This is a genomic window from Thioalkalivibrio sp. ALE12, assembly GCF_000381105.1.
Taxonomy (GTDB): domain Bacteria; phylum Pseudomonadota; class Gammaproteobacteria; order Ectothiorhodospirales; family Ectothiorhodospiraceae; genus Thioalkalivibrio.
Map to the genome: position 1 here is coordinate 226687 of NZ_KB905905.1, position 24888 is coordinate 251574.

23 protein-coding genes and 1 tRNA gene are annotated in these 24888 nt (G+C 68.3%); 11 read left to right on the forward strand and 13 right to left on the reverse strand.

Going from position 1 to position 24888, the window contains the following annotated elements:
- Positions 1–52 precede the first annotated feature (52 nt).
- The 5 genes from F614_RS0101065 to F614_RS0101085 all read left to right on the forward strand — a co-directional run bounded on the left by F614_RS0101065 (position 53) and on the right by F614_RS0101085 (position 3313).
- Positions 53–892 carry a motility protein A gene (locus tag F614_RS0101065; RefSeq protein ID WP_019558050.1) on the forward strand — a complete coding sequence of 280 codons (840 nt, stop codon included), beginning with the start codon at positions 53–55 and terminating at the stop codon, positions 890–892.
- Between the two features lie 3 nt (positions 893–895).
- Positions 896–1708, forward strand: coding sequence for an OmpA family protein (locus tag F614_RS0101070; RefSeq protein ID WP_019558051.1), 813 nt, complete (start codon positions 896–898; stop codon positions 1706–1708).
- A 101-nt stretch (positions 1709–1809) separates the two neighbouring features.
- Positions 1810–2727, forward strand: coding sequence for an HPP family protein (locus tag F614_RS0101075; RefSeq protein WP_019558052.1), 918 nt, complete (start codon positions 1810–1812; stop codon positions 2725–2727).
- A 117-nt stretch (positions 2728–2844) separates the two neighbouring features.
- A tRNA-Arg gene (locus tag F614_RS0101080) sits at positions 2845–2921 on the forward strand.
- Between the two features lie 65 nt (positions 2922–2986).
- Positions 2987–3313: a hypothetical protein gene (locus F614_RS0101085; RefSeq protein ID WP_019558053.1), complete on the forward strand. Its 327-nt coding sequence runs from the start codon at positions 2987–2989 to the stop codon at positions 3311–3313.
- A gap of 15 nt (positions 3314–3328) precedes the next feature.
- Here F614_RS0101085 and F614_RS0101090 read toward each other — a convergent pair whose 3' ends face one another.
- Complete coding sequence (locus tag F614_RS0101090) at positions 3329–4021, reverse strand: arylesterase (protein WP_019558054.1); 693 nt, start codon at positions 4019–4021, stop codon at positions 3329–3331.
- On the opposite strand from F614_RS0101090, the gene F614_RS0101095 reads away from it, so the two are divergent.
- Both F614_RS0101095 and F614_RS0101100 read left to right on the forward strand, forming a co-directional pair.
- A complete protein-coding gene (locus F614_RS0101095) occupies positions 4020–4730 on the forward strand; it encodes an ABC transporter ATP-binding protein (protein ID WP_018866357.1) in 711 nt (236 codons plus the stop codon). The two genes, F614_RS0101090 and F614_RS0101095, sit on opposite strands and share 2 nt — an antisense overlap.
- Complete coding sequence (locus tag F614_RS0101100; RefSeq protein WP_019558055.1) at positions 4727–7261, forward strand: ABC transporter permease; 2535 nt, start codon at positions 4727–4729, stop codon at positions 7259–7261. Before F614_RS0101095 ends, F614_RS0101100 begins: the two co-directional genes overlap by 4 nt.
- A 28-nt stretch (positions 7262–7289) precedes the next feature.
- Here F614_RS0101100 and F614_RS0101105 read toward each other — a convergent pair whose 3' ends face one another.
- The gene (locus F614_RS0101105) at positions 7290–8168 is read right to left on the reverse strand and encodes an undecaprenyl-diphosphate phosphatase (RefSeq protein ID WP_018866359.1); all 879 of its coding nucleotides are present in this window, start codon (positions 8166–8168) and stop codon (positions 7290–7292) included.
- Between the two features lie 261 nt (positions 8169–8429).
- On the reverse strand, positions 8430–9737 hold the full coding sequence (locus F614_RS0101110; RefSeq protein ID WP_018882065.1) for a methyl-accepting chemotaxis protein: 1308 nt from the start codon (positions 9735–9737) through the stop codon (positions 8430–8432).
- Between the two features lie 200 nt (positions 9738–9937).
- On the opposite strand from F614_RS0101110, the gene F614_RS0101115 reads away from it, so the two are divergent.
- Both F614_RS0101115 and F614_RS0101120 read left to right on the forward strand, forming a co-directional pair.
- The gene (locus F614_RS0101115) at positions 9938–10375 is read left to right on the forward strand and encodes an Rrf2 family transcriptional regulator (protein WP_019558056.1); all 438 of its coding nucleotides are present in this window, start codon (positions 9938–9940) and stop codon (positions 10373–10375) included.
- 19 nt (positions 10376–10394) lie between these two features.
- The gene (locus F614_RS0101120; RefSeq protein WP_019558057.1) at positions 10395–12098 is read left to right on the forward strand and encodes an ExeM/NucH family extracellular endonuclease; all 1704 of its coding nucleotides are present in this window, start codon (positions 10395–10397) and stop codon (positions 12096–12098) included.
- A gap of 17 nt (positions 12099–12115) precedes the next feature.
- Here the strand turns inward: F614_RS0101120 and F614_RS0101125 are convergent, their stop codons facing one another.
- From F614_RS0101125 to F614_RS0101140, 4 genes are all read right to left on the reverse strand, one after another.
- Positions 12116–13003: a mechanosensitive ion channel family protein gene (locus F614_RS0101125; protein ID WP_018866363.1), complete on the reverse strand. Its 888-nt coding sequence runs from the start codon at positions 13001–13003 to the stop codon at positions 12116–12118.
- Between the two features lie 15 nt (positions 13004–13018).
- Positions 13019–13828, reverse strand: a complete 810-nt coding sequence (locus F614_RS0101130) for a hypothetical protein (protein ID WP_019558058.1) — start codon at positions 13826–13828, stop codon at positions 13019–13021.
- 77 nt (positions 13829–13905) lie between these two features.
- Positions 13906–14964: a PA0069 family radical SAM protein gene (locus tag F614_RS0101135; protein WP_026329772.1), complete on the reverse strand. Its 1059-nt coding sequence runs from the start codon at positions 14962–14964 to the stop codon at positions 13906–13908.
- Positions 14965–15286: 322 nt separating this feature from the next.
- Positions 15287–15661 carry a DUF1992 domain-containing protein gene (locus tag F614_RS0101140; RefSeq protein WP_018875518.1) on the reverse strand — a complete coding sequence of 125 codons (375 nt, stop codon included), beginning with the start codon at positions 15659–15661 and terminating at the stop codon, positions 15287–15289.
- A 115-nt stretch (positions 15662–15776) separates the two neighbouring features.
- Here F614_RS0101140 and F614_RS0101145 point away from each other — a divergent pair, with 115 nt between their 5' ends.
- Positions 15777–17741, forward strand: a complete 1965-nt coding sequence (locus F614_RS0101145) for a bifunctional diguanylate cyclase/phosphodiesterase (RefSeq protein ID WP_019558060.1) — start codon at positions 15777–15779, stop codon at positions 17739–17741.
- 10 nt (positions 17742–17751) lie between these two features.
- Here the strand turns inward: F614_RS0101145 and F614_RS0101150 are convergent, their stop codons facing one another.
- From F614_RS0101150 to F614_RS0101175, 6 genes are all read right to left on the reverse strand, one after another.
- Positions 17752–18231 carry a hypothetical protein gene (locus F614_RS0101150; protein WP_018866368.1) on the reverse strand — a complete coding sequence of 160 codons (480 nt, stop codon included), beginning with the start codon at positions 18229–18231 and terminating at the stop codon, positions 17752–17754.
- A 103-nt stretch (positions 18232–18334) separates the two neighbouring features.
- A complete protein-coding gene (gene pyrC, locus F614_RS0101155; RefSeq protein ID WP_018866369.1) occupies positions 18335–19369 on the reverse strand; it encodes a dihydroorotase in 1035 nt (344 codons plus the stop codon).
- A gap of 56 nt (positions 19370–19425) precedes the next feature.
- Positions 19426–19683, reverse strand: coding sequence for a DUF167 domain-containing protein (locus F614_RS0101160; protein WP_018875521.1), 258 nt, complete (start codon positions 19681–19683; stop codon positions 19426–19428).
- 26 nt (positions 19684–19709) lie between these two features.
- A complete protein-coding gene (locus F614_RS0101165; protein ID WP_018882059.1) occupies positions 19710–20456 on the reverse strand; it encodes a class I SAM-dependent methyltransferase in 747 nt (248 codons plus the stop codon).
- A gap of 71 nt (positions 20457–20527) precedes the next feature.
- Complete coding sequence (locus F614_RS0101170) at positions 20528–21556, reverse strand: hypothetical protein (RefSeq protein WP_019558061.1); 1029 nt, start codon at positions 21554–21556, stop codon at positions 20528–20530.
- A gap of 138 nt (positions 21557–21694) precedes the next feature.
- Positions 21695–22528: an alpha/beta hydrolase gene (locus F614_RS0101175; protein ID WP_019558062.1), complete on the reverse strand. Its 834-nt coding sequence runs from the start codon at positions 22526–22528 to the stop codon at positions 21695–21697.
- A 124-nt stretch (positions 22529–22652) separates the two neighbouring features.
- Between F614_RS0101175 and F614_RS0101180 the strand changes: the two genes are divergently transcribed.
- Positions 22653–24851, forward strand: a complete 2199-nt coding sequence (locus tag F614_RS0101180; RefSeq protein WP_019558063.1) for a bifunctional (p)ppGpp synthetase/guanosine-3',5'-bis(diphosphate) 3'-pyrophosphohydrolase — start codon at positions 22653–22655, stop codon at positions 24849–24851.
- Positions 24852–24888: the final 37 nt, after the last annotated feature.

A 24888-nucleotide genomic window follows, 5' to 3' on the forward strand; every position in this document is an offset into this window, starting at 1 on the left:
GGCAACCGCCGCCGTGCTTTATCCTTGCGCCAGGCCATCCTCGGAACCTCGCATGAATCTCTCCACCCTGCTCGGCATCCTCGGCAGCCTGCTGGTGTTCGGCAGTGTCATCGCGTTCTCCTCCCAGGACCTCGACGCCTTCCTGAACCTGCCGGGACTGGGGATCGTGGTGGGCGGCACCATCGCGGCCACCCTGATGAGCTACCCCTTCCACGAGGTCATGCGCGTCTTCCGCGCCGGGGCCAACGCGATCCGCGAGGAACGCTACGACGCCAGCCAGGACCTCGAGGAAATCGTGCAGGTCTCGCGCTACTGGTTCTCCCAGAACCTGCAGCGCATCCAGGACCGCCTGGACCAGATCCGCAATCCGTTCCTGCGCACCGGCATCCAGCTGGTCATCGACGACACCCCGATGGACGACGTCTCCGACCTGCTGAACTGGCGCATGGCCCGCCTGCGCGCCCGCGAACAGGCCGACGCCCAGATGTTCCGGACCATGGCCACCTATGCCCCGGCCTTTGGCATGCTCGGCACCCTGATCGGGCTGATCAACCTGCTCCTGACGACCGAGAGCGACGACTTCACCGTGATCGCGGTCAACCTCGGCATCGCGCTGATCACCACCTTCTACGGCATCCTCCTGGCCAACCTGGTGTTTCGCCCCATCGCCATCAAGCTGGAGCGACGGACCGAGGAACGCGTGGTCCTCATGACCATGGTGCTGGAAGGCATCATGCTCATGCGCAAGGGCCGTTCGCCCGGATACATCCGCGAGACCCTGCGCTCGTTCATGGAGAACCACAGCGACGAGATCCGCCAGGCCGCCCCCAACGGGGACGAAGAACCCGCCGCGGATCCACGGGACCCGGACCCGTCGAACGAGCGTCGCTGAACCATGCCCGGCCCCGCCTACTCCACCTCGGAGCGCGCCGCGCTGCAGGCCGAAATGGACGCCCACGCGGCGACCCGCCCGGAACAGGCATTTCTCGCCTCCTACCCCGGCGAACGCCAGCGCGACGACGAACACGCCTGGATCCTCACCTACCTCGACGTGCTGACCCTGGTCATCGTCGTCTTCGTCATCCTGCTGACCTTCATGGACCCGCGCGACGACGATCCCCGCGCGGTTTCCGCCAGCCCCGTCGCGCTGGCGCATCCCGACCGCAGCGCGCTGGTCGAGCCCCTGGTCCACCCCACGCTGCTCGGTCTTGCCGACCTCGACGACAGCGTCGCCGAGGACCCGGCGACCTCCGAAACGTCCGCCGAAACAACCGGAACCGGCGCCGATGCCGATCAACTGCGGGATCGGGCCCCGGAGGGGGTCGATATCGTCGAGCAACCCGGCCGTCTGGAACTGCGCATCCGCGACGAGATCCTGTTCGCCACCGCCCAGGCCGATCTGCGTTCGGACGGCGCAACGCTCCTGGAAGGACTGCTGACCATCCTGGCGGACCACCCGGGCCTCATCACCGTAGAGGGGCACACCGACAACGTCCCCATCGCGACCGAGCGCTTCCCCTCCAACTGGGAACTGTCCGCGGCCCGCGCCAGCAGCGTCGTGCGGCACCTGGTCGCGCAGGGCCTGGAGCCCTCGCGGCTGCGCGCGGTCGGGCGCGCCGACACGCTGCCGGTAGCCGGCAACGAGACACCGGGTGGGCGCGCCGAGAATCGTCGCGTGTCACTGATCCTGGAGGCCGAAGCGAACTGATACCCGACGCCCCACCCGCATTCCGCGAGCCCGCAGGGCCACTTGACGCCCGCGCGACCCCCATAGAAGATGCGCAACACTTGCACTTTAAGGAGGCTGGTGTGCGTACCGGACGCGGGTCCCTGCTGGGCGACTTCCTCGACACCACCAATCACTGGGACAAGCTCATTGCCCTGATGGGCGGGATGATCGGCCTTTACCTGTCGCTGGAGGTCGCCGCCTCGGTAACCGACAACGGCATCAACGGTCTGATCCTCGCCTCCCTCGGCGCCACCGCCGTCCTGCTGTTCGCCGCGCCGCATGCCGCCCTCTCGCAACCCTGGAACGTGCTCGGTGGTCATGGCGTTGCCGCCATCGTAGGGATACTGATACGCGACCTGCTGCCCCACCCCCTGCTGGCCGCCGCCGTCGCCGTGGGCCTCGCCATCTGGCTGATGCACTACCTGCGCTGCCTGCATCCCCCTGGCGGGGCCACGGCGCTCTATGCGGTCGTGGGCGGCGACTCGGTCACGGCCCTGGGACCGTGGTTCCTGCTGCACCCAGTGCTGACCAGTGTCGGGGTCATGCTGATGGTGGCCGTCATCATCAACTACCCGTTCCCCTGGCGCCGCTATCCCGCGAGCCTGACCCCGTCCCCCGAAAGCCCGGAACAAAGCCCGCTGGCGGCCCTGGAGCGGGCCGGTCTCGGCCGCGAGGATCTCGAGCACGCCATGCGCGAGATGAACCTGTATCTGGATCTGACCGAGGACGATCTGGCACGCCTGTACCTGCTGGCCCGCCGCCATCACCAGCACCCCGACCCGATCACCCCGGAGGCCATCCAGCCCGGGGCCTGCTTCAGCAACGGTGGAACGGACGCCGACTGGGCGGTTCGCCGCGTGCTCCGGCGCGACGGGGCGCAGGTGATCTACCGCCACCTGGCGGGCCCCGAGGCCCCGGGTGAAGACCGCGCTAATCTGGACGACTTCCTCGCCTGGGCCCATCACCGGCTGGAGCCGGAATACGGCCCGGACGAGTAGGTGCGTTTGGGCCTCTCCGCGCCCGGCGCTTATACTCTCGCGCCAGGCGTAAGTCGGGTTAGGGTGATCGTCACGAGCGTGGCGGGATCGCGAAGCCCAAATCCGGCAGATTCCCGGGTCTCCGTAGCTCAGCTGGACAGAGCAGCCCCCTCCTAAGGGGCAGGTCGCAGGTTCGAATCCTGCCGGGGACACCATTTCTCTCGCATGATGCCGCGTTCTCACTCTGGCGCTGCGGCCCCATCGGTCGTAAGGTAGGCCAATGGCCATGCTGACGACCGAACAGTCCACCCGCATGATCGATCGCCTCGCCCCGCTGATCGGGATCCAGGGCGAAGTGGATGGCTGCATGGTGGAACTGGTCGAGGTCCTCGACGAAGGCCCGCGCGGGCTGCCCGGCGTGGCCCTGATGAGCATGGGCTCCCGGCGCAGCATCCAGGCCAACCAGTACGGCAATCCGCTCTGCCGGCACTCGGAGGTCCGCACCCTGTCCCTGCTGTCCGAGGTCGAGCGCGACCTGCATCCCGTCCTGCGGCAACTGCTTCCGGACAACGTTGTGGCGGAGTTGCGGGCGCTACTGGCCGACTGAGGCGAATCCCGGGCTTTACCCGGCCGCACGGTCACCGCGTGGCGGCTTGCGCGCCTCGGCGTCCTCCACCATGGGTTCCAGGCGTGGCCACACGGCATCCAGCAGGTGCGGCTGCGCCGCCTCGCTGGGGTGAATGCCGTCATCCATCAGCATTCCGTCCTCCAGCAGCACGTCCTCGAGAAAGAATGGCTCGAAGGCCAGATTCCGCGCGGCCGCCAGGTCGGCAAAGACCGCCTCGAAGCGTTCGGTGTAGCGCCGCCCGTAGTTGGGCGGGATGCGAATGCCCAGCAGCAGGGTCTCGGCCCCTGCGGCGTCGATCGCGTCCACCATCGCCTCCAGGTTCTCCCGCATGGCCGACGGTGCCAGGCCCCGCAGGCCGTCATTACCCCCGAGGGCCAGGATCACCAGGGCCGGGTCCATCCGCTCCAGTACCTCTGGCAGCCGCGCCCGGCCGCCGGCTGTCGTGTCACCGCTGATGGAGACGTTTTCCACCACCCATTCCCGCTCGCGCTCGGCCAGGCGCTCTTCCAGAAGGGCCGGCCACCCGGCAGACTCCGGCATGCCATAGGCCGCACTCAACGAATCCCCGAACACCAGGATTCGCAGCGGCTCGGCTGAGCGATTTTCGTCTTCCGGGGAATTCCCGGGCGCAACGGGACTCCATAGCAACGCGATCAAGCCCATCACGACCAACGGAATACGCAACATGGATGCATCCTCGTCATATGTACTGGAGGCCCGGGACATCGAACAGCGGATCAGCGGACCCAGCGGGCCGCTGGACATCCTGCGCGGCATATCGCTGGCGGTCCAGGCCGGCGAGACGGTCGCGATCCTCGGCGCCTCCGGATCGGGCAAGTCCACCCTGCTCGGGCTCCTTGCAGGTCTGGACGCCCCGAGCGCGGGAGAAGTTCGCCTGCTGGGCCGGACCATCAGCGAACTGGACGAGGATGGCCGCGCCGCGTTGCGCGCCGGCCGGGTCGGGTTCGTGTTCCAGTCCTTCCAGTTGCTCCCGGCGCTGACGGCCCTGGAGAACGCCCTGCTGCCACTGGAGCTGAACCCGGCCCATGCCGGCGAAGATCAGGCCACCCTGAACCGCTGGGCCAGCCAGGCCCTGGAGCGCGTGGGCCTTGGCGAACGCGCCGCGCATTACCCGCACCAGCTTTCGGGGGGCGAGCAGCAACGGGTGGCCATTGCCCGCGCCATTGTCGACCACCCGGCGGTCCTGTTCGCCGACGAGCCCACCGGGAATCTCGACGGCAAGACCGGGCAGCGCATCATCGAGCTGCTGTTCGGCCTGGCCCGGCATCCGGACGGCGACGGGCCCGCCACCGCACTGGTGCTGGTGACCCATGATCCGGAACTGGCGGCGCAGTGCGACCGCATCATCTCCATTCAGGATGGCGTGCTGGCATGACGGCAAGCCACATCCATACCCGGGGTCAGGGCCGCAATCCCCTGCGCGCGCTGCTGCGCGGCACCTGGCGGGAATGGCGCTCCGCCGAACTGCGGGTACTGGCCGCGGCGCTGGTCGTCGCGGTCGCCGCGGTCGCCGCCGTCGGCTTCTTTACCGATCGCGTGGATCGCGGGATGGCCCAGCAGGCCACCGCCCTCCTCGGCGGTGATCTTGCGGTGGTCAGTGACAACCCGCTGCCGGCGGGCTGGCCCGACGAAGCCGCGAACCGCGGGCTGGACACGGCGCGCACCGCCTCGCTGCCCAGCGTGGTCTTTGGCAAGGACGACCAGTCGCGCCTGGCGGCCCTGCGCGCAGTCGAGCCCAGCTGGCCGTTGAAGGGCGAGGCCCGCACCCGCTCGGGACCGGACGGGGAGGAGCAACCGCGCGAACGCGGGCCGCAACCCGGTACCGCCTGGCTGGAATCCACCCTGCTCGAGGCCTTGGGGCTTCAGGTGGGCGACCGGGTAGAGGTCGGCGACCTGGACCTGGAGGTCACCGGCACCCTCGCGCATGAACCGGACCGTGGCAGCAACCTGCTGAACATCGCACCGCGTCTGATGCTCGCATTCGACGACCTGGACGCCAGTGGACTGATCGGCCCCGGCAGCCGGGTGCGCTACGAGTTCTTTGCCGCCGGGCCGAGTGCGGAGATTGAAGCCTTCCGCGCCTGGCTGGGGGACGAACTGGAGGCCGGGGAACGCCTCCTGGGCCTGGACGACGCGAACCCGGAGCTGCGCACGGCCATCGAGCGCGCCGAGCGCTTCCTCGGGCTCGCTTCGCTGATGGCGGTGCTACTGGCCGGGGCCGCGATTGCCGTGGCGGCCCATCACTTCGCCCAGCGCCGCGCCGATCCGGCGGCCGTGATGCGCGCCCTGGGCGCCAGCGGCCGCCGGGTCCTGCTGACCTACTTCGGCCGGGTGGTGCTGGTCGCCCTGCTGGCCAGCGCTGTCGGGCTCGCCATCGGCTTCGCCGCGCAGTTCGTCCTCGCGTCCCTGCTCGGCGGCTGGCTTGACGGGGATCTCCCTCCTCCGGGGGCGCGGCCACTGGTCGCCGGCCTGGGCGTGGGACTGATTACCGCCGTTGGCTTCGCCCTCCCCGCGCTGTTGCGCATTGGCCAGGTCTCGCCGCTGCGCGTCCTGCGCCGCGATCTGGGCCTGCCGCCCACCTCGGTATGGCTCTCCGGCGCCCTCGCACTGCTCGCCTTCGGCGGCCTACTCTACTGGCAGGCCGCCGACCCGCAACTCGCCGCCTGGGTCCTGATCGGCACCGCGGTGGCCATCGCGTTGCTGGCCGTCCTCGGAATGGGGCTGGTGCTCGCCCTGAGGCCTCTGCGCAACCGCGGCGGCATGGCCCTGCGCTTCGGGCTGGCCAACCTGTCCCGGCGCGGCGGCCTCAGCGCGGTGCAACTGGTGGCCTTCAGTGTCGGGATCCTGGCCCTGCTGCTGCTGGCGATCGTGCGCGTCGACCTGCTGGAGGCCTGGGATGCCAGCATCCCGGAGGACGCCCCCAACCAGTTCTTCATCAACATCCAGCCGGGCCAGGAGCAGGCCTTCGCCGACCGGGTCGAGGCGGCCGGCCTCGAACGCCCGCAACTCGACCCGATGATCCGTGGCCGTCTGATCGAGATCAACGACGAACGCGTTCATCCGGAGGACTTTGACGATGATCGCGACCGACGACTGGTGGATCGCGAATTCAACCTGTCGTATGCGCACACCCCGCCGGCGCACAATCGCATCGTCGATGGACACTGGTTCGGCGAGGCCGGGCAGGATCCCGACCGGGGCTGGTCGGTGGAGGCCGGACTCATGGAACGCTTCGACCTGGCACTGGGCGACTACCTGACGTTCCGGGTTGGGGGGCAGCCCATCCGCAGTCCGATCACCAGCGTCCGCGAGGTCGACTGGGACAGCTTCCAGGTGAATTTCTTCGTCATCGGCCCGCCTCCGCTGCTGGACCAGCAGCCCCGGACCTTCATCACGGCCATGCACGTGCCCGAAGACCAGCGCAGCGCCCAGAACCAGTGGTTGCGGGAGTTCCCCGCCGTATCGGCCATCGACGTCAGCGCCATCCTCGCGCAGGTCCGCGATGTGATGGACCAGGCCACGCGGGCGGTCGAATACGTCTTCCTGTTCACCCTGATCGCCGGGCTGACCGTGCTCTACGCCGCGGTCCAGGCCACCCGCGACGTCCGACGACGGGAGGCCGCCCTGCTGCGCACCCTCGGGGCACGTCGCGACCACATTCGCAACGGCTTGCTGGCGGAGTTCGGGACCCTGGGCCTGCTGGCCGGGCTGCTCGCGGCCGTGATCGCCACGGCAGTGGGCGCCCTGCTCGCCTGGCAGGTTTTCGAGTTCGACTACAGCGTCAATCCCCTGACCTTCGTCTACGGGATCGGGGGCGGTACGCTGGGGATCGCCCTGGCCGGCTGGCTGGGGACGCGCCGGGTGCTGGACCAGGCCCCGCTGGCGGTGCTGCGCGGCCCGGAATAAGCCGAGCCGGGGTACTCGCGTGCCCCGATCAGTGGCCGTACATGATGTCCACGTCGAGGAAACCGAACAGGACCAGTAGCGCCAGCGCCCAGAGGTAGAAGGAGAAGACCTTCAGGTTGGCGCGGTACAGGAAGAACAACACCATCTTCAGCGACACAATCCCGACCAGCGCGGATACCACAAAGCCCACCGCCAGGGCCGTCCAGTTCAGGTCCCCAAGGCCGTTGCCGTTCAGGACGTCCAGCGACTGCACGGCGGTCGCCGCCAGGATCGTGGGAATCGCGAGGAAAAAGCTGTACTCCGCCGCCCAGCGCCGCTTGAGCCCGGTGAAGAGCGCGAAGACGATCGTCATACCGCTGCGCGAGAGCCCGGGAATCAGCGCGAAACCCTGCGCCACGCCGATGATCGCCGCGATCTTCGGGCTCAATTGGCGCAGGCCCAGCGGGCGCCGCTGCAACCGGTCCGTCCACCACAGCAGCACGCCGGTGAGGCTGAGCGTCCCGGCGATCAGCGTCGGGTGGGCAAACACCTGCTCGAACCCGGCCTTCAGGGTAAAACCCACGACGGCGGTCGCGAACACCGACAGCCCGCACAGCAGCGCCAGGCGCAGGAACAGCATCTCGCGCCCCGCGGAGCCCCGGGCGGAGGCCCACTGCCAGCTCTCGCGGGCGATCCCGCCACTCAGCCGCAGCAGGCTCTTGCGGAAGACAAAGACAATCGATACCAGCGTGCCGACGTGCACCACCAGATCGAAAAGGATCATCTCAGGGCTTTCCGGAGGCGGCAGTGGCTCGCCCTGACGAATCAGCCAGTGCTGGGTCAGAACCAGGTGGGCGGTCGAGCTGACCGGCAAGAACATGAAGATGCCCTGCACGATCCCGAGCAGGGTGGCGACCCAGACTGTCATGACAGGTGCGGCTCCGTGATCCCGAGGCGGGCCGCAGTATACGCAAACCACCTACCCGGCGTCGGTACCGGCGTCGCACCGCCGGCAAAAGCCCGGCCAGGAGCCAGTCGGATTTGGGTGATCGTCGCGAGCGTGGCGGGAGAGCGAGCCCATTTTTTCGGTCTCTCGAGGCGCATAGTGGGCACTATGTAACGAGAGAGAGCGGAAAAAGGGGCCGTTCTCCTGCGCGCGCAGCAGATCAGTCCCAAATCCAACTGGCTCCTAGACTCGGAACTGGGTCGTCAGACTTCGCAACTGCTCGATGCGCGCCACCAGGGCATCGGTCTCGCTGGCGGTGGCCTCGGCATTGGCCGCCGTCACCTGGGCCCCCTGACTGACCTCCGTGAGGGTGCCATCCACCTCGCGCGCGACCTCCGCCTGCTGTGACACGGCACCGGAGATCTCGTTGTTGAGATGCCGGATCCGCTCGACCGCCGAGCGGATCGACTGCAGGGCCTCGCCGGCACCGGCGGCCTCGTCCACGCCCGTTTCGCCCTTCTCCCGACTGCGCTCCATCGCCCCGGCCGCCGAGCGGGCACCCGCCTGCAGACGCTCGATCATGGCCTGGATCTCGGTCGTCGATTCCTGGGTCCGGGTCGCGAGCGTCCGCACCTCGTCGGCGACCACGGCAAACCCCCGACCCTGCTCGCCCGCGCGGGCCGCCTCGATGGCCGCATTCAGTGCCAGCAGGTTCGTCTGCTCGGCGATCCCGCGGATCACATCGAGCACCGATCCAATCTGGTCCGACTCGGCCTGCAGGCGCGCTACCTGTTCGTTGGCGGTGCCGATCTCGCTGGCCAGCTCGCGCATGGTGCGCACGGTGGTGTCCACCACGCCGGAGCCGGTCCGGGTCTCGGTCTCGGCCTGGTCGGCCGCCTCGGAGGCCGTGCGCGCGTTACGGGCGATCTCCTCGGCCGAGGCCGTCATCTGGTTCATGGCCGTCGCCACCTGGCCCAGCCGCGCCTGTTGCTGCTGCACCTCCTGGTTGGTCTCCTCCGCCACGCGGTGCAGGGTGCCAACCGACTCCCCCAGCTCACGTGCATGCTCCACCATCTCCGAGACCATGCGCTGCAGACGCGCGATGAAGGCGTTGAACAGGCGGGCCAGGCGGTCGATGCCGTCGTTGCGCGGGGCCTCGATGCGCTGGCGCAGATCCCCCTCACCCTCCGAGACCGCACGGAATCGCCCGGCCAGTTCCGCCAGGCGGCGACGGATCATGAACACGAACAGGAAGTACACCACCACGATCACGCCAATCGCCACGCCCAGCATCATCGCGTTGACCTGCCAGGCCGCGACATCCAGCAGCCGGTCCACCGCAGCGGCCACTTCGGCCTCCAGGGCCGGCGTGGTCGCGTGCTCCTGCATGACCTGCTCCAGGGTGGCCTCCATCCCGCCCTTCAGCGTGGCCGTATGCCAGAACACCGCCGCGGCGGCGATCAGGAAGAACACCCCGACAATCGCACTCAATGCGAGCGAGAAACGTCCCGCCAGCGAAAGGCGACTCAGCCACCCACTCTCCTGCTCCATTGCTGCCCCCTGATGCCGGTACACTCCGGCTTTTGTTATCGCTGTAACGACCCACCGGCCCGAAACTATAGGCCGTGGCGCACCTGTGCTTCACGTGCCCGCAACGCATGCGCTTGTGACGCAAGTCCGGACCGATTAAGGTTCTCTGAAATATACGTTCAAGCATATCCTCGATCACCGCGAACCGACGAAACCCTCCTATGCAGCTCACCCGCTATACCGATTTTTCCCTTCGCGTCCTGATGTACCTCACCGTGCAGCCGCGCGAGCAGCGCGTAACCGTCAGCGACATCTCCGAGCAGTTCGCCATCCCCCGCAACCACCTGGTCAAGATCGTGCACCAGCTCGGCCAGAAGGGCTACATCATCACCCGGCGCGGCAAGGGGGGCGGAATCTCGCTCGCCTGCGACCCCGGAGAGATCAACGTCGGCAGCGTAATCCGCGACATGGAGCCCAATCTGAACGTGATCGACTGCGAGAAGCCCGTCTGCCCGATCCTGCCCGCCTGCCAGTTGCGCGGGGTGCTCAACGACGCACGCGACGCCTTCCTCGCCGTGCTCGACCGCTACACCATTGCCGATGTGACCCAGGCGCCCGACTACCTCTACGAGCTCCTGCATCCCGGCAAGAGCGCCTGAACGCCGGTATCCTTCGGCCATGGAACGGCCCGCACCCCGAAAACGAACCGCCCTGCACGCGCACACCGGCGCCCGCTGGCTGGCCGTGGCCGTTCCGTGCCTGCTGGCGCTTGCGAGCGCCGACGCACGCCAGGCCTGTCCCGATCCCGGGACCACACCCACCCCCCTCGCCGAACTGCGCGCGGGGGCCCTCCCCGAAGGAACGGAGGTGGTCGCGGAAGGCACCGTAACCGGCGTCTTCATGGACACGGACCAGCTGGGGGGCTTCTACCTGCAACAGGGCTCGGCCACCGGGGCCACGGGCCTGTTCGTCTACGCCCCACGAAGGGACCCGGTCGCGGCCGGGCAGCGCCTGCAGGTGCACGGCGCCTTCACCCGCCATCGAGGCCGCCCCCAACTCTCGCAACTGGACGCGGTGGTGACCTGCACCGACGGCGAACCGCCCGCCCCCGTCGACCTGCGCCTGCCCGCCGCGGCCGACCGGCTGGGCGACTTTATCGACCAGCCGGTCCGTTTCCCGCAGCGCCTGACGGTCACGGACAACCGGGACCTCGGCCGCTACGGAAGCCTGACGCTGGCCGCCGACGGGCGCCTGACGCATCCGGGCCAGACCGCCCCCGCGGACAGCCCGGGGCGCCAGGACATGGATCGGCGGATCGAACTGGACGACGGGAGCTATCGCGCGAACCCCGACCCGATCCCGTACCTCGACGACCAGGGGACCCGCCGCGCGGGAAGCTCGGTGGAAGGCCTCACCGGCATCCTCACCCACGCCTTCGGCGCGTACCGGATCCACCCCACCGAGCCCATTGACTGGACCGGCGGCGACCGTCCCGGCCCGGTGCCGGCCGCGGATCCCGGTCATCTGCGCATTGCCACCGCGAACATGGAGAATGACTTCGTCACGCTGGGCGAGCGTGGCGCGCAGACCCCGGCCGAGCGCCAACGCCAGACCGCCAAGCTGGATGCCCTGCTGCAGGGCCTGGATGCGGACCTGCTGGGCGCGGTCGAACTGGAAAACGCCGCGGCTGCGCGCGAGACCCTGGTGGCGCGCCTGAACGCCCGCCCCGGGGAGCGTGGCGAATATGCGGCCATCGTTCACCCGGCACCGGGGGACGACGCGATCAAGGTCGGCCTGCTCTACCGACCGGAACGGCTGCGTTTGGTCGACACGGCCGCCGACCGCGATACCGTCCACCACCGCCCCCCGCTGCTGGGCTGGTTCGAAGCGGGCGCTACCGGCGAACATCTCGGTGCCGTGGTCGTACATTTCAAGGCCAAGAGCGGCTGCCCCGACAGCGGCGATATCGACCGTGGCCAGGGCTGCTGGAACCAGCGCCGTACCGCGCAGGCCGAACGCCTCGTCGCCTGGATACGCGAACAGCAAACCGGCGAGTTCGCGGATGCTCCCGTCGTGGTCCTGGGCGATCTCAACGCCTATGCCGCCGAGGACCCCCTGCACGTCCTCCATGCCGCAGGAAAACACGATCTCGTGCACGACGACCCAGGTACCGCCCATACCTACGTCTTTCGCGGCCAGGCCGGGCAGCTGGACTACCTGCTGGGGCCCGACACGCTGCGTGAACGAGTCCGGGACGGCGCCACCTGGGCGGTCAACGCCGACGAACCGGAATTCCTCGGATTTGATGGCCGCGCCCCGGCCGACGGGCCCTGGCGCGCCTCGGATCACGATCCGGTCTGGGCCGACCTGTACCTGGACTAGTCGGTGACTGCGGCCACTCAGTCGCGGGCGTCCGGTTCCGCAGGCACGGCGGCCTCCGCCTCGGCCGCCGACACGTTGTCGACAATCCGTACCGGCAACGGCCCGCCCAGGCTGCCCAGGGTCCTCTGCGGGAACGGGATGTCGATACCGGCCTCGTCCAGTGCCGCCTTCACCCCCTCGTGCATGGAGTTACGCAGGTCCAGGAATTTCTCCCGCCGCGCCCAGACCGAGAGCTGGATCTTCAACGCGGAGTCGCCGTACTCGAGGAAGATGAACAACGGCTTGGGCTCCTCCAGACAGACCGGGTTGCCCTCGGCGACCCCCATCAGCACATCGCGCAACTGCTTGAGATCGGTGTGATAGGCGACCCCGATCTGCATGTCGAGCCGACGGATCGGGAACCGACTGAGGTTGGTCAGCTGGGACTTCACCAGGCTCTCGTTGGGCACCCGGACCATCAGGTTGTCGAAGGTCCGCAGCTTCACCGACAGCGGATCGATGGACAGTACCTCTCCGGTGGCATCCCCCACCTTGATCACATCCCCGACAGAGAACGGCCGCTCACCGATCAGGAACAGCCCGGAGATCAGGTTGGAGGCGGAGGTCTGCGAGGCAAAGCCCAGCGCCACCGTGAGGATCCCGGCCGCACCCAGCAGCACGGTGAGGTCGAAGCCCAGCTCGCGCAGGGCCGAGGCCAGCACCAGGAGCACGATTACATAGAAGCTGATGCGCCGGGTCAGCATCACCTGCTGGGCATCGAGCTTGTCTTCCAGCACCCGCGCCAGCCCGCGCGACACCAGACGCGCGACCAGCAGACCCACCAGCAGATAAACCGCCGCGCGGACGGCCGCGAGGAACGCCTCGCTGGTGACGAAGGCCTGCGCGGCCTGTAGCCATTCGTTCATCGTGTGCGTCGCCCCCTACTGAAACAGGGCGCTGAACGCCTGCACCATCAAATGCCGTCCGCCGGCCTCGCGGGGCTCGGCGATACGCTGCGCCCCCGTCGCGGCCCCGGGCGGCCCCGGGTCGATCTTCATCGCCGCCATGTCACGGTCCTCCTCGCGCTCCATGCGCACGGCCGGGGTCCACAGCCGATGGTGGCGATCGGCATACACCGGCAGTCGCGGCACCGGCAGGTTCACGCGCTCCAGGAACAGGGCATCGTCCGCCTTGTTGGCGATGGTCAGCGGCGTCACCACACGATGCGGCCGTTCCGGCACATCCGCCAGGTCCAGGCGCGCCTGGGTCCGGGTCGCGTAGCACAGCTCGCCATTCACGGTGTTGGGGCCGAACCAGGTATCGGAAGGCGTATACACCGGGAATTCCTGCACCCGCGCCGCCCCCAGGTGCAGCTGCACCCAGGCCGGCGAACTGAGGTACAGGGTGACCTGCCCATGGGCCGGCACGTAGAACGGATTCTGCGGGCGGCTCACCATCGGACGATCGGCCAGGGCCACGCGCAGCTCCGGCTCGGCATCGGCCGGGGCCCCGGCAAACCGCAGCAGGTCCCGGGCGCTGGCGGGAAAGGGTTCACTGCAGGGGACGTCGATCGCCAGGGTCGCGTCCGCCGCGTCTCGCGGTCGTTCCAGCACCATCTGCCATTCCTGCGCCCCATGCAGGAGCCACAGGTCCAGCGGACCGATGGACCAGCGACCGTGCGCGCCCGAGGCCAGCGGCCGGCGCCCCCACCAGGTCGCGGGATCGGTTCGCGTTGTCGAGGTCTCCGCCATCATCCCGTCCTTGCCATGCACAGCCTCACTGTAAACCAGAAACGGACGCCCGGGAGACGGCGCCGCGCGTTCCCCGCTCAGAAAAGGTCCAGCTGCCCCTCCTCGCGTCTCTGCCGCGGGCGCGCTGGCGGCACGAACTGGCTGCAGTCCAGCTCCAGCAGGCGGCCACCCAGGCCCGCCCGCCGCCGGGCCAGCCGGAAGCGCTGGCGCAGCAGCTCGGCATACGCCCCCGCCCCGCGCATGCGGTGCCCGAAGGTCGCGTCATAGAGCTTGCCACCATGGGCCTCACGCAGGCGCTGCAGCACATGGTCTGCCTTGAGCGGGTGGTGATGGCGCAACCAGTCCTCGAACAGCGGCGCCACCTCGCGTGGCAGACGCAGCAGCACATAGCCGGCAGCCACCGCCCCGGCGGCCGCACCCGCCTCCAGCAAAGACTCCACCTCGCCATCCGTCAGCACCGGGATCAGGGGCGCCACCAGAAGGCTCACGGGCACGCCCGCCGCGCTCAGCCGTTGGATGGTCTGGAAACGCCGTTGCGGAGCCGCGGCGCGCGGCTCCAGGCGCCGCGACAGGTTGCGGTCCAGCGTCGTCACCGATACGGCGACCTGGACCAGCCCGCGCTCGGCCATCGGGCCCAGCAGATCCAGATCGCGCTCCACCAGGGCCGACTTGGTCACGATCGACACCGGATGCCCGGTCTCCGCCAGGACCTCCAGCAGCTGCCGCGTAATCCGCCAGTCCCGTTCCACGGGTTGATAGGCATCGGTGTTGATACCCAGCGCAAGGGGCGTCACACGGTGGGACGGGCGGGCCAGCTCGCGCCGCAGGCATTCGGCCGCGCCCACCTTGGCAAACAGCCGGCTCTCGAAGTCGAGGCCCGGGGACAACCCGACGTAGGCATGCGCCGGGCGGGCGAAGCAGTAGGCACAGCCGTGTTCACAGCCCCGATACGGGTTCAGCGAAAGCTCGAAGGGCACATCCGGCGACTGGTTCCATGACAGCACGCGGCGTGGATGCTCGACGGTCACCTCCGTACGCAGGGGCGGCGGCGCCTCGCCATCGCCTTCCCAGCCATCATCGAAGGGTTCGCTCCGGGTGGGCTCGAAGCGGGCATACGGGTCTAGGGAGACGCTGATTGAATCGCACGTCCGCGTTGGCGCCCCCTGTTTTCCGAGACAAGGCGCGTCGTGCAGCGGGTAGTGGTTCTACCCGCAAGCGGTGCAACGCAGGATCGGGGAACAGGGGGCACCAACCCCACAAGCCATTGAAAGCAGGGGCTCGGCCGCTTTTGCGCGCGCACGGCGTTGCGGCTCCCTTGTGCAGAACGACTGCACGGCGGTCACCGCGCCTTGTTCGCACGCAAAAGCGACTCGAGCGCGGACGCGCGATTCAATCAGCGTCTCCCTAGGGTCGCCCCGCGCCCCCGTGCAGGCCCCCTCGTGGGACCGCAGCGCTCGGTCATCGGGCCGACCCGTCCATGCGCTCGCACAGCTGGCGAAAGTAGCCGGACTCCGACACCATCGCCCGGCCTTCGCCGCTCTGGTTCAGCCGGTCCAGCAGGAGCCGCAGGCGCCGCGCGGCGTGCTGCCGGGAGGCCTCGTCATCCGCCGCCTGCAGCAGGGCCTCCGCCGATGCGATCTCGCCCCGGATCCGCACCGCCTCCGGCACATAGCCGGCATTCTTCAGCACGCGATAGGCCATGCGCAGCTCTTCCGGCACCGCGCGGTCATCGTCCAGCTCCAGCGGCCGGCCAGCCCCCGGGAGGTCGTCGAACGCCCCGCGACGCGCCGCATCCGCCAGTTTCGCCTCGATTTGTGCCTCATTAAGCAGCATCGCTCGCCCCGTCAACCGCATCCGTTATGCCGGCCGAACCCGCCCTGTTGAGGACCGAACGGGTTTACCGTAAGGTCCGCCGCACCCGCACAACACGACCAGCGCACGGACCCCGATGGCAGCCACTTCGCGAGACAACCCGTCGGCGTCCGCCGTGCGTTCCCTCGCGCCGGCCCGCGAGGCCCTGCGCGCGGACCCGCGGTTCGACACCTACCTGACTCGGCAGATCCCGGTGCTGGTGGCATTATCGCTGCTGCCCGGGCTCGGGTATATCCTGCTGGGCGCCCTGCACGATGCGCTTGTCGCGGCCGCCTCCTGGTACGCAGTGATGTTTGCCGCCTCGCTCTGGGGAGTCCAGCTTTTCTGGCGGTACCACCGATCGCCGCTGTCACCGGAGCAGCGCAGCCGCTGGCGCCTGCGGCTGACGCTCTTTCTTTATCTCTACCTGGCGCTGTGGACCTGGATCTTTCTGGTCTTCGTGCGCCTCGACGCCCAGAACCTGCACTACATCGCCATCTTCACGCAGATCGGCGCCACCACGGTCGTCGCGGCCCTGCTCTACCCAGCCCCGTGGGTCTTCCGCCCGTTGATCCCGGCCATGATGGTGCCGCTGGCCGGCTACTTCCTGCTGATCGGTGACTGGTATGGCTACGTGCTGGCCGCCTTCTCCGCGACCCTGGCCCTGGTGCTGTACTACGCCGCCAGCAGCAGCTTCGGGCTTCTGCGCGACAGCCTGTATCAGGCCTCGCACGACGCCCTCACCGGGCTCAACAACCGCGCCGCCTTCATCGAGCACCTCGAGCAGAGCCTCGAGGTGCTGCAGCATCATCGCCAGCATTCGTTTCTGCTGCTGATCGACCTGGATCATTTCAAGACGGTCAACGACCTTCTGGGCCACGACATCGGCGACGAGTTGCTGAAAGCCGTCACCCGCGACTTCGCCAACACCCTGCCGCCGGGCCACCATCTCGCCCGTCTGGGCGGCGACGAGTTCGTGATCGTCGCCCCCGGAAAGGAAGACCGGCATACCTGCGAACGGGCGGCCCGGCGCCTGGCGCACTCGCTGCTGCGGGTGGTCAAGACGCCCTACATCATCCGCAATCATCACCTGCATGTCAGTGCCAGTATCGGCATCCGCCTGATCGAGCCGCACCCGGGGATCGACTCGCACCAGCTGGTCCGCGAGGCCGACATCGCCATGTACGAGGTGAAGGACCGCGGGCGCGACGGCGTGGTGGTGTTCAGCGACGAACTGTCGCAAGCGGTGGAACGGCACCTGCAGATCGAGCGCTGCCTGCATTTCGCGCTGCAGAACCGGGAGATCGAGGTGCTCTTCCAGCCGCAGCTCGACCGCGACGGCCGCATCCGCAGCGCCGAAAGCCTGATCCGCTGGAACAGCGCCGAACTGGGCCCGGTTTCCCCCGCGGAATTCATCCCGATCGCCGAGCAGACCGGCTTCATCAGCGAACTGGGCGACACCGTGATCGCTCGGGCCTTCCAGACCCTGCGAGACTGGGATCGCGCCGGCTTCCACCTGGAACAGCTCGCGATCAACATCAGCCCGCGCCAGCTGGTGCACCTGAATTTCGTGCAGCGCATGCAGGAGCTGATCGCGCGCCACCTGGGTCGTGAACACGCGCATCGCATCACACTGGAGATTACCGAACACGTCGTCGCCGAGGATACCGACCGCGTCGTGTACATCATGCAGGCCCTGCGCGACATGGGCCTGCGCTTCTCGATGGACGACTTCGGCACCGGGTTCTCGTCACTGAGCTACCTGAAGCGCCTGCCCTTCGACGAACTCAAGATCGATCGCAGCTTCGTGCGCCAGGTCGACCACGACCCCGGTGATCAGGCGATGGTGCGGACCATCTGCGACATCGCCCGGCAGTTCGAGCTGGAAGTCGTCGCGGAGGGGGTCGAGACTGAGGCCCAGCATCAGTGGCTGGCCACGCACAGCAATCTGCGCTTCCAGGGCTACCTGTTCGCCCGCCCCATGGACGCCGGCGCCTTTCTCGACTATTGCCAGGGAATCCCGGCACCGAGCCGCGCGGTGGCGCCGTCGACCGGAACGTAGCGGCCCGGGATCAGGCGCCGCCGGTCGCGGCCGGCACCACCCAGAGCGTGAGCGACAGCAGGATCGCCGTCAGGCTTACCCCGATGATCGGCAGCATCATCACCCCGGCCAGCGCCTCGCGCCGAAACAGGCGCACGGCCATCCCGCCCAGCGTCAGCGTCCACCCGATCGCGACAAAGAACGCCAGGGCGTTGAGCTCCGCGCGCCACAGCAGGATGAGCGCCACCGGCAGCCCGAGATTCAGGATCACGACCCCCATCTCCTGGCTCCCCGCCGCCCGTCCGGCGGACAGGGCATAGGCGTACGCGGCCCAGACCATCAGCAGGCCGAAGCCGAGCGCACCCGCCGCGGGCGAACTGAGCGGGGCCCGCAGGATGGCCGCCCCGGCCGGTTCCAGCCCGACCCCCAGCGCAATGATCAGCAGCGCCACCCCCAGGCTGATGGCCAGCCAGAACCACAGGGTTCCGCGTTGCACATTCGGTTCCGTCATATCCTGGTCCTCGTCCTGTCGGTGGCTGCCTGACCTGCTGACCGCGCGCGTCCTTCAGGGTTCGCGTTGTCCGATCGCACCCTGGATACAGCCCGGCCCCTGATTACCGGGCCAGCTGCCAGGCAATGGTCTCGCCCGCGCGCAGCGGTACACCCGGGTCATGCCCGAAGAGTACTGCCTCGGGCACGGTCCAGGGTGAGCGTTCCAGCGTCAGGGTGTCGGTGTTGCGCGGCAGTTTGTAGAAATCGGGCCCGAAATGGCTGGCGAATCCCTCCAGACGATCCAGCGCATCCGCGGCGGCAAAGGCCTCCGCATACAGCTCGATGGCCGCATGCGCGGAATAGATTCCCGCGCAGCCACAGGCCGACTCCTTCGCGTGGCGCGGATGCGGCGCGCTGTCCGTGCCCAGGAAAAAGCGCGGATGGCCGCTGGTCGCGGCCTCCACCAGTGCCTTGCGATGGCGCTCGCGCTTGAGGATCGGCAGGCAGAAGTGATGCGGGCGCATCCCGCCGGCAAACAGCGCATTGCGGTTGTAGAGCAGATGCTGGGGCGTGATGGTGGACGCGACATTGGCCGGCCCGTCCTGGATGAACTGCACGGCCGACTCGGTCGTGATGTGCTCCAGCACCACGCGCAGCTCCGGAAAGTCGCGGATCAAGGGCTCCAGGTGGCGCTCGATGAACACCGCCTCGCGATCGAAGATGTCCACGTCCGGATCCGTCACCTCGCCGTGGATCAACAGCGGCAGATCCACCCGCTGCATGGCCTCGAACACCGGGTAGCAGCGGCGGATATCCGTCACCCCGCTGGCCGCGTTGGTCGTGGCCCCGGCCGGGTACAGCTTCACCCCGTGCACAAAGCCGGAGGCCTTTGCCGCGTCGATCATGCCCGGGGTCGTGCCCTCGGTCAGATAGAGCGTCATCAGGGGTTCGAAATCGGCCTCCTCCGGCAACGCCGCCAGGATGCGGTCGCGGTACTCCGCCGCAGCCTCCAGCGTGGTCACCGGCGGCTTCAGGTTGGGCATGATGATCGCGCGCCGGAAGCGGCGCGCGGTATCCGGCAGCACCGACGCCAGCACATCGCCATCCCGCAGGTGCAGGTGCCAGTCGTCCGGTCGGGTCAGGGTCAGGCGGTTCATCCGTAGTTCCCTTCGCAGGGGCCCGCACGGTACGGGCCCGTCACAGTCATCAGTTATCAGGATAGCGCGGAGCGCAAGTCGGTCTCGGACCAGCCCTCCACCAGTAACGTCTTGTTACGCGAGTTCGCGCCTGCCACCACCCGCACAGCCGACTTCGGGCATGCCAGTTTCGCTGCCAGCAGCTCGATCACGGCCGCATTGGCGCGGCCCTTCTCCGGAGGCGCCTGGACCTGCAGCTTGAGGGTCTCCCCCATCCAGCCGGCCACCGCGTTGCGCTTGCTGCCCGGAGCGACCTTCACCTTCAGCCGCGCCATGCGAAACACTGAGCCATGTATACGCTCTACTCGGCGGGCCGCGTCGCCATGTAGGCACTGAACACGCCCAACTGCACATCCCGCTGTACGTCGTCGAACCCGACCGCGCGCAGGGTGTCCTGGATCTCTTCCGGCGGCACGCACTGGTCGATGGTGTCCCAGAAATAGCGCATCAACAGGTGGCCGTCGGGATCGCGGGTCAACACCTTGCCGACGAACGGCACGAAGTCCCGGAAATAGAAACGCGCCAGCGCGAACTGGCGCCGGGTCCGTGGCCGCGAGACCTCCAGGATGGTGCAGCGACCGCCCGGCTTGAGCACGCGGAAATACTCGCTGAACAGTTCATGCAGATCCCGCACATGGCGCAGCCCGTAACCCATGTACAGGCGGTCGAACTGGCGGTCCGGCAGCGGCATCTGCTCGCCGAGGCTCTGGACGAAGGTCGCGTCCATCTTGGTGCGGGCGATGTCCATCATGCCCCGGCTCGGATCCACGCAGGTCAGATGGTCGTCGCCCACCACCTTCCGGATCTCCTGCGCGACCGGCCCCGTCCCGGTCGCCACATCCAGGACGTTCATCCCGGCCTTCAGGCCGGACTTCTTCAGCACGAAGCGGCGATAGGCCTGCCCCGTCCCGAAAAAACCGACCCGCAGGATGCGGTCATAGTACGGGGCCGTCCGGTCGAACAGGTCGTCGACGTAGGCGCGGCGGCTGCCCTCGTCCCCGTAGTAGTCCTTCAGGACCGGGTGCGGCTTCTTGGTCGTTGGCTGCATTGCGTATTCTCCCAGGCAGGGGACCAGGGGCCGACCAGACACGGCGGCCGACCCGATCCGGCGTCAGTTCATCATGGCATTGCGAGCGCCTCGCACAGGCGCTCCGAGTACTGTCCCTCGATCTCCACCAGCAATTCCTCGCGACAGATGTCGCCATGCAGCAGAAGCCAGGGGATGTGGTGACCCAGGCGCGCACGCAGGTGGTTCTCCGCGGCGGGCGCATCCTCGGCGTGGCGCAGATAGACCTTGAGCAGCGAGAGCGCCTGCGGCGTTTCCGCTCGCACCGGGTGGTGGGTGGAGGCCTGCTCCAGCAAAGCCCCGATATTGCGCAGGCTCTCGTCAATCTGCGCCTCGAGATCCCCCACATGGCGGCTTTCATGGCCCACGATGCTGGCCGTGCCCGAAATGAACAGCTCGGCGGCCTGCGGGCCCGGCTGCCAGAGGCTGGCGCGGGCAAACGAGGGGCTGCGCGGCCCGTACTGCCGGGGGTAGCGGTAGGCACTGACCTGGCGCGGATTCTCGATGCGCGCCGCGGGCTCGCGCGTCGCAATGAAGTAGATCAGCAGGCCGTCGGAGTGCGTGCCGATCGCCGTGGCCGCCGGCAGGACGCGCTCGTACTCCGGCAAGGCCTCGAAGACCTGCGCACGCCCGCTGCAGAACCCGCGATAGCGCTCCTGCCCGTCGACCGGATCATTGATGGCCGGGAGGTAGTTCCAGACCCGCATCAGGTGGTCAAAGCCCAGCGCCCGACAACCGGACAGGATCTCGCGGTAGGCGCGTTCCGTCAGCGGTTCCGGGTCCGCGCGGGCATCCAGCGGCGCGTGCCAGCAACCCACCAGGCAGTCGCGGCCGCGCAGGTAGGTCAACGAGCCGTCTGCCCCTGTCTCCCCGCGTACGACGTCCCGCAGCGACCAGCACTCCACCCAGTCCGTATCGCGGCCCAGCGGCTCCAGCCCCACGTGGATCTCCAGGCGTCCGGGCTTGCGCTCGACACCACTGGTGCGACCAAAACGAATCACCACGGACGCCGAGGCGCCGTCCGGATCCTGTGCTCGACGGTAGGTGACCGTCAGCGGGGCTTTGTCAGCGGATTCCATCATTCGGTGGGAGCGGGAGGCGCATCGCCTCTCCATCGGCATCCATTCCGGCCAGAACAGCGGCGCAGTCTACCAATCTCCCGCGCCGGAGACACGGTCTCCTGGCGGGCCGGGGCCCGCCAGAATGTCGCTGGGCTTCCGTCAGGGCTCGTCAAGCTCGATACCCGCCTCGGTCAGAAATGCCCGCAGGCCTTCGAGGTAGGCATCCCCGGTGGCCAGAAAGGCCTCGTTATGGCCGCCTTCCATTTCCAGCAGTCGAGCCTGCCCGGCGGCCGCGTACAGCCGTTCGGTGTGGGCAAACGGCACGATCTCGTCGTCCACGCTGTGGGCCAGCAGCAGCGGCGCGGTGATGGCCTCGATGCGACTCAGGGTGTCGTATTCGTGGCGCAACAGGGCCCGCACCGGCAGCCACGGATAGTGGCGCGCTCCGAGATCCGCAGCCGAGGTAAAGGCCGATTCCAGGATCACCGCGCCCGGCTCCACCCCGGTGGCCAGATCCGCCGCCACCGCCGCCCCCAGGGAGCGCCCAAACACCACGACCGAGTCGGGGGCGATCGAGCGCCCTTCCGTCAGGTACTCCCAGGCGGCGCGGGCATCCGCGTAGGTGCCCGCCTCGTCCGGGCGGCCCGCGCTGCGGCCATAGCCGCGGTAGTCGATGATCAGGACGGCAAGCCCCAGTTCATGGAAGAGCTGCAGGGAGTGCAGTCGGTGGCTGATATTGCCGGCATTGCCATGCAGAAACAGCAAGACCGGCGACTCCTCGCCCTGCGGCGACGGCACAAACCAGCCATGCAGCCGCACCCCGTCCGCAGTCACCAGTTCGACGTCTTCGTAGTCCAGTCCAATGCGTTCCGGCGTACCGGTCAGGTTGCTGGAAGGCATGTAGACCAGACGGTCCTGGGTCACGAAGATCAACCCGGTCATCAGGGCGTATCCGAGCCCCGCGAGTCCCAGGATCTTGAACAGATTGGCCATATCCCGATCCTGACCGCCCAGTCGCCCCTGTGCAAGGCAAACACCGAGCGTGTGAAGCGCTCTCGCCCGTGCGCCCGGACCGGTACAATGCCCGCGAACGATCTGGCTGAAACGACCCTACCCCATGCGCCATTCGCTGCTTACCAATACGGATCTGCAGGGCCTCGACCGCGATGCGCTGCTGCGCCACTTCGCGGGCAGCCAGCCGCTGGACGATTCCACCGGCCAGCAACTGGCCGAGGCACTGGACCTGGCGCTGGAGGCGGTCGAGGCCGCCGGGCTCGAATCCCACCCGCTGGACGTGGCCGAGATCCTGCGCCACCTCAACGTGGACCGCCAGACGCTGATCGCAACCCTGCTGGTACCCGTCTATCTGGCCTCCCGGATCACCCCGGCCCGGATCGAAACGGACTTTGGTGCGGCTATCGCGCGTCTCACCACCAACGTCGCGGCCCTGGTGCGGCGCCGTTTCGAGGCGCCGGCGGGCCGGCCGGAACAGGCCGAGCGCCTGCGCCGCATGCTGATGGCGATGGTCGACGACGTGCGTGCCGTGCTGATCAAACTGGCGTTCCGCGTGCAGCACCTGCGCCTGCTGGTACGCGAGCCGGATGACAGCGCCCGCGCCCTCGCGCAGGAGACCCTGGACGTCATCGCGCCCCTGGCCAACCGCCTGGGCGTCGGCCAGCTCAAGTGGGAGATGGAAGACCTCGCCCTGCGCATCCTGGAACCGGAGACCTATCGCGAGATCGCCAGAGGCCTGGAAGAAAACCGCACGGAAAGAGAGACCTATGTAGAAGCATTTGCGCAGACTCTTAAGGACCGCTTGCGCGCCGAAGGCATCGAGGCACGGGTCTTCGGGCGGCCCAAGCACATCTACAGCATCTGGAAGAAGATGCAGCGCAAGCGTACCTCGATCTCCGAGCTGTACGACCTGCGCGCCACCCGCGTGATCGTCGACCAGCTGGCCACCTGTTACACCGTACTTGGCATCGTCCACAACGACTGGCGCCACCTGCCCAGCGAATTCGACGACTACATCGCCAACCCCAAGGACAACGGCTACCAGTCACTGCACACCGCCGTGGTCGGGCCGGAGGGTAAGGTCGTGGAGGTGCAGATCCGCACCCGCGAGATGGATGACTTCGCCGAGCTCGGGGTCGCCGCCCACTGGCGCTACAAGGAAGGGGGGCGCGAGGATCAGGCCCTCAACCGCGCGATCAACAACCTGCGCCAACTGCTGGAGGCCGCCGACAACAACGACCAGAACCTGCTCGACGAGATCCAGAGCGAGCCCCTGCACCAGCGTGTCTTCGTCCTCACGCCCCAGGGCGAGGTGCTGGACCTCTCCCAGGGCGCCACCCCGCTGGATTTCGCCTACGCAGTGCATACCGAAGTCGGCCACCGCTGCCGTGGCGCCAAGGTGGACGGGCACATCGTGCCGCTCACCTACAAGCTGAAGTCGGGCGAGCGCGTCGAAGTCCTGACCACTCGCGAGGGCGGCCCCAGCCGCGACTGGCTGAACCCCAATCTCGGCTACCTGAACACCGCCCGCGCCCGCTCCAAGGTCCGCACCTGGTTCCGCCAGCAGCACCAGGACGAACACCTGGCCACCGGCAAGCACCTGTTCGATCGCGAATGCCAGCGTCTCGGCTGCGGACAGGACCTCGACCGCGGCGCCCTCGCCGAGACCATGAAGTACCAGACCTTCGACGAGCTGCTGGTCGCGTTGGGTGCCGGCGACATCACCACGGCCCAGATCGCCGGGCGCATCTCCCAGCAGATGCGCGAGACGCGGGGTCGGGAAAAGCCCGTCGCGCCGCCCGCGCCCCAGCGCCCGCGGCGCCATGACGGCGAGGCAAAAGAGGACGACATCAAGATCCGCGGCGTCGGCGGCCTGCTGACCACCCGGGCGCGCTGCTGCAACCCGCAGCCCGGAGACCCCGTCATCGGCTTCATCACCCGCGGTGCCGGCGTCTCCGTCCACCGCAGCGACTGCGTGAACATCCTGCGCATGCCGGAGGAAAAGCGCGGCCGCCTGATCCCGGTCTCCTGGGGCGAAGAACCGGAACGCGAGGCCATCACCCTGGAGGTGGACGCCCACGACCGCCCCGGCCTGCTCGGCGAGGTCGGCAATGCCTTCTCCGAATGCGGCATCAATCTGCTGCGCGTCAACACCCAGACCAACCGCGAAGACCGCAGCGTCCGCATGGAACTCGAGGCCGAATACAGCGACCTCGGCGAACTCAGCCACCTCTTCGACCGCCTCCAGTCCCTCAACAGCATCCAGACCGTCCGCCGCCTCCCACCCGCTGCCCCCACGTAGACCTGTAGGAGCCGAGCCCTCTCGGCGATGCGGGCCT

What these genes read in the sequence shown, in the direction of transcription:
- F614_RS0101120 (WP_019558057.1), top strand. Translation starts at nt 10,395, where the DNA reads ATGGAACGGCCCGCACCCCGAAAACGAACCGCCCTGCACGCGCACACC.
- F614_RS0101105 (WP_018866359.1), bottom strand. Translation starts at nt 8,168, where the DNA reads ATGACAGTCTGGGTCGCCACCCTGCTCGGGATCGTGCAGGGCATCTTC.
- F614_RS0101110 (WP_018882065.1), bottom strand. Translation starts at nt 9,737, where the DNA reads ATGGAGCAGGAGAGTGGGTGGCTGAGTCGCCTTTCGCTGGCGGGACGT.
- F614_RS0101150 (WP_018866368.1), bottom strand. Translation starts at nt 18,231, where the DNA reads ATGACGGAACCGAATGTGCAACGCGGAACCCTGTGGTTCTGGCTGGCC.
- F614_RS0101165 (WP_018882059.1), bottom strand. Translation starts at nt 20,456, where the DNA reads ATGCAGCCAACGACCAAGAAGCCGCACCCGGTCCTGAAGGACTACTAC.
- F614_RS0101125 (WP_018866363.1), bottom strand. Translation starts at nt 13,003, where the DNA reads ATGAACGAATGGCTACAGGCCGCGCAGGCCTTCGTCACCAGCGAGGCG.
- pyrC (WP_018866369.1), bottom strand. Translation starts at nt 19,369, where the DNA reads ATGAACCGCCTGACCCTGACCCGACCGGACGACTGGCACCTGCACCTG.
- F614_RS0101160 (WP_018875521.1), bottom strand. Translation starts at nt 19,683, where the DNA reads ATGGCGCGGCTGAAGGTGAAGGTCGCTCCGGGCAGCAAGCGCAACGCG.
- F614_RS0101115 (WP_019558056.1), top strand. Translation starts at nt 9,938, where the DNA reads ATGCAGCTCACCCGCTATACCGATTTTTCCCTTCGCGTCCTGATGTAC.
- F614_RS0101130 (WP_019558058.1), bottom strand. Translation starts at nt 13,828, where the DNA reads ATGGCGGAGACCTCGACAACGCGAACCGATCCCGCGACCTGGTGGGGG.
- F614_RS0101065 (WP_019558050.1), top strand. Translation starts at nt 53, where the DNA reads ATGAATCTCTCCACCCTGCTCGGCATCCTCGGCAGCCTGCTGGTGTTC.
- F614_RS0101140 (WP_018875518.1), bottom strand. Translation starts at nt 15,661, where the DNA reads ATGCTGCTTAATGAGGCACAAATCGAGGCGAAACTGGCGGATGCGGCG.
- F614_RS0101085 (WP_019558053.1), top strand. Translation starts at nt 2,987, where the DNA reads ATGGCCATGCTGACGACCGAACAGTCCACCCGCATGATCGATCGCCTC.
- F614_RS0101090 (WP_019558054.1), bottom strand. Translation starts at nt 4,021, where the DNA reads ATGTTGCGTATTCCGTTGGTCGTGATGGGCTTGATCGCGTTGCTATGG.
- F614_RS0101145 (WP_019558060.1), top strand. Translation starts at nt 15,777, where the DNA reads ATGGCAGCCACTTCGCGAGACAACCCGTCGGCGTCCGCCGTGCGTTCC.
- F614_RS0101170 (WP_019558061.1), bottom strand. Translation starts at nt 21,556, where the DNA reads ATGATGGAATCCGCTGACAAAGCCCCGCTGACGGTCACCTACCGTCGA.
- F614_RS0101175 (WP_019558062.1), bottom strand. Translation starts at nt 22,528, where the DNA reads ATGGCCAATCTGTTCAAGATCCTGGGACTCGCGGGGCTCGGATACGCC.
- F614_RS0101095 (WP_018866357.1), top strand. Translation starts at nt 4,020, where the DNA reads ATGGATGCATCCTCGTCATATGTACTGGAGGCCCGGGACATCGAACAG.
- F614_RS0101180 (WP_019558063.1), top strand. Translation starts at nt 22,653, where the DNA reads ATGCGCCATTCGCTGCTTACCAATACGGATCTGCAGGGCCTCGACCGC.
- F614_RS0101100 (WP_019558055.1), top strand. Translation starts at nt 4,727, where the DNA reads ATGACGGCAAGCCACATCCATACCCGGGGTCAGGGCCGCAATCCCCTG.
- F614_RS0101070 (WP_019558051.1), top strand. Translation starts at nt 896, where the DNA reads ATGCCCGGCCCCGCCTACTCCACCTCGGAGCGCGCCGCGCTGCAGGCC.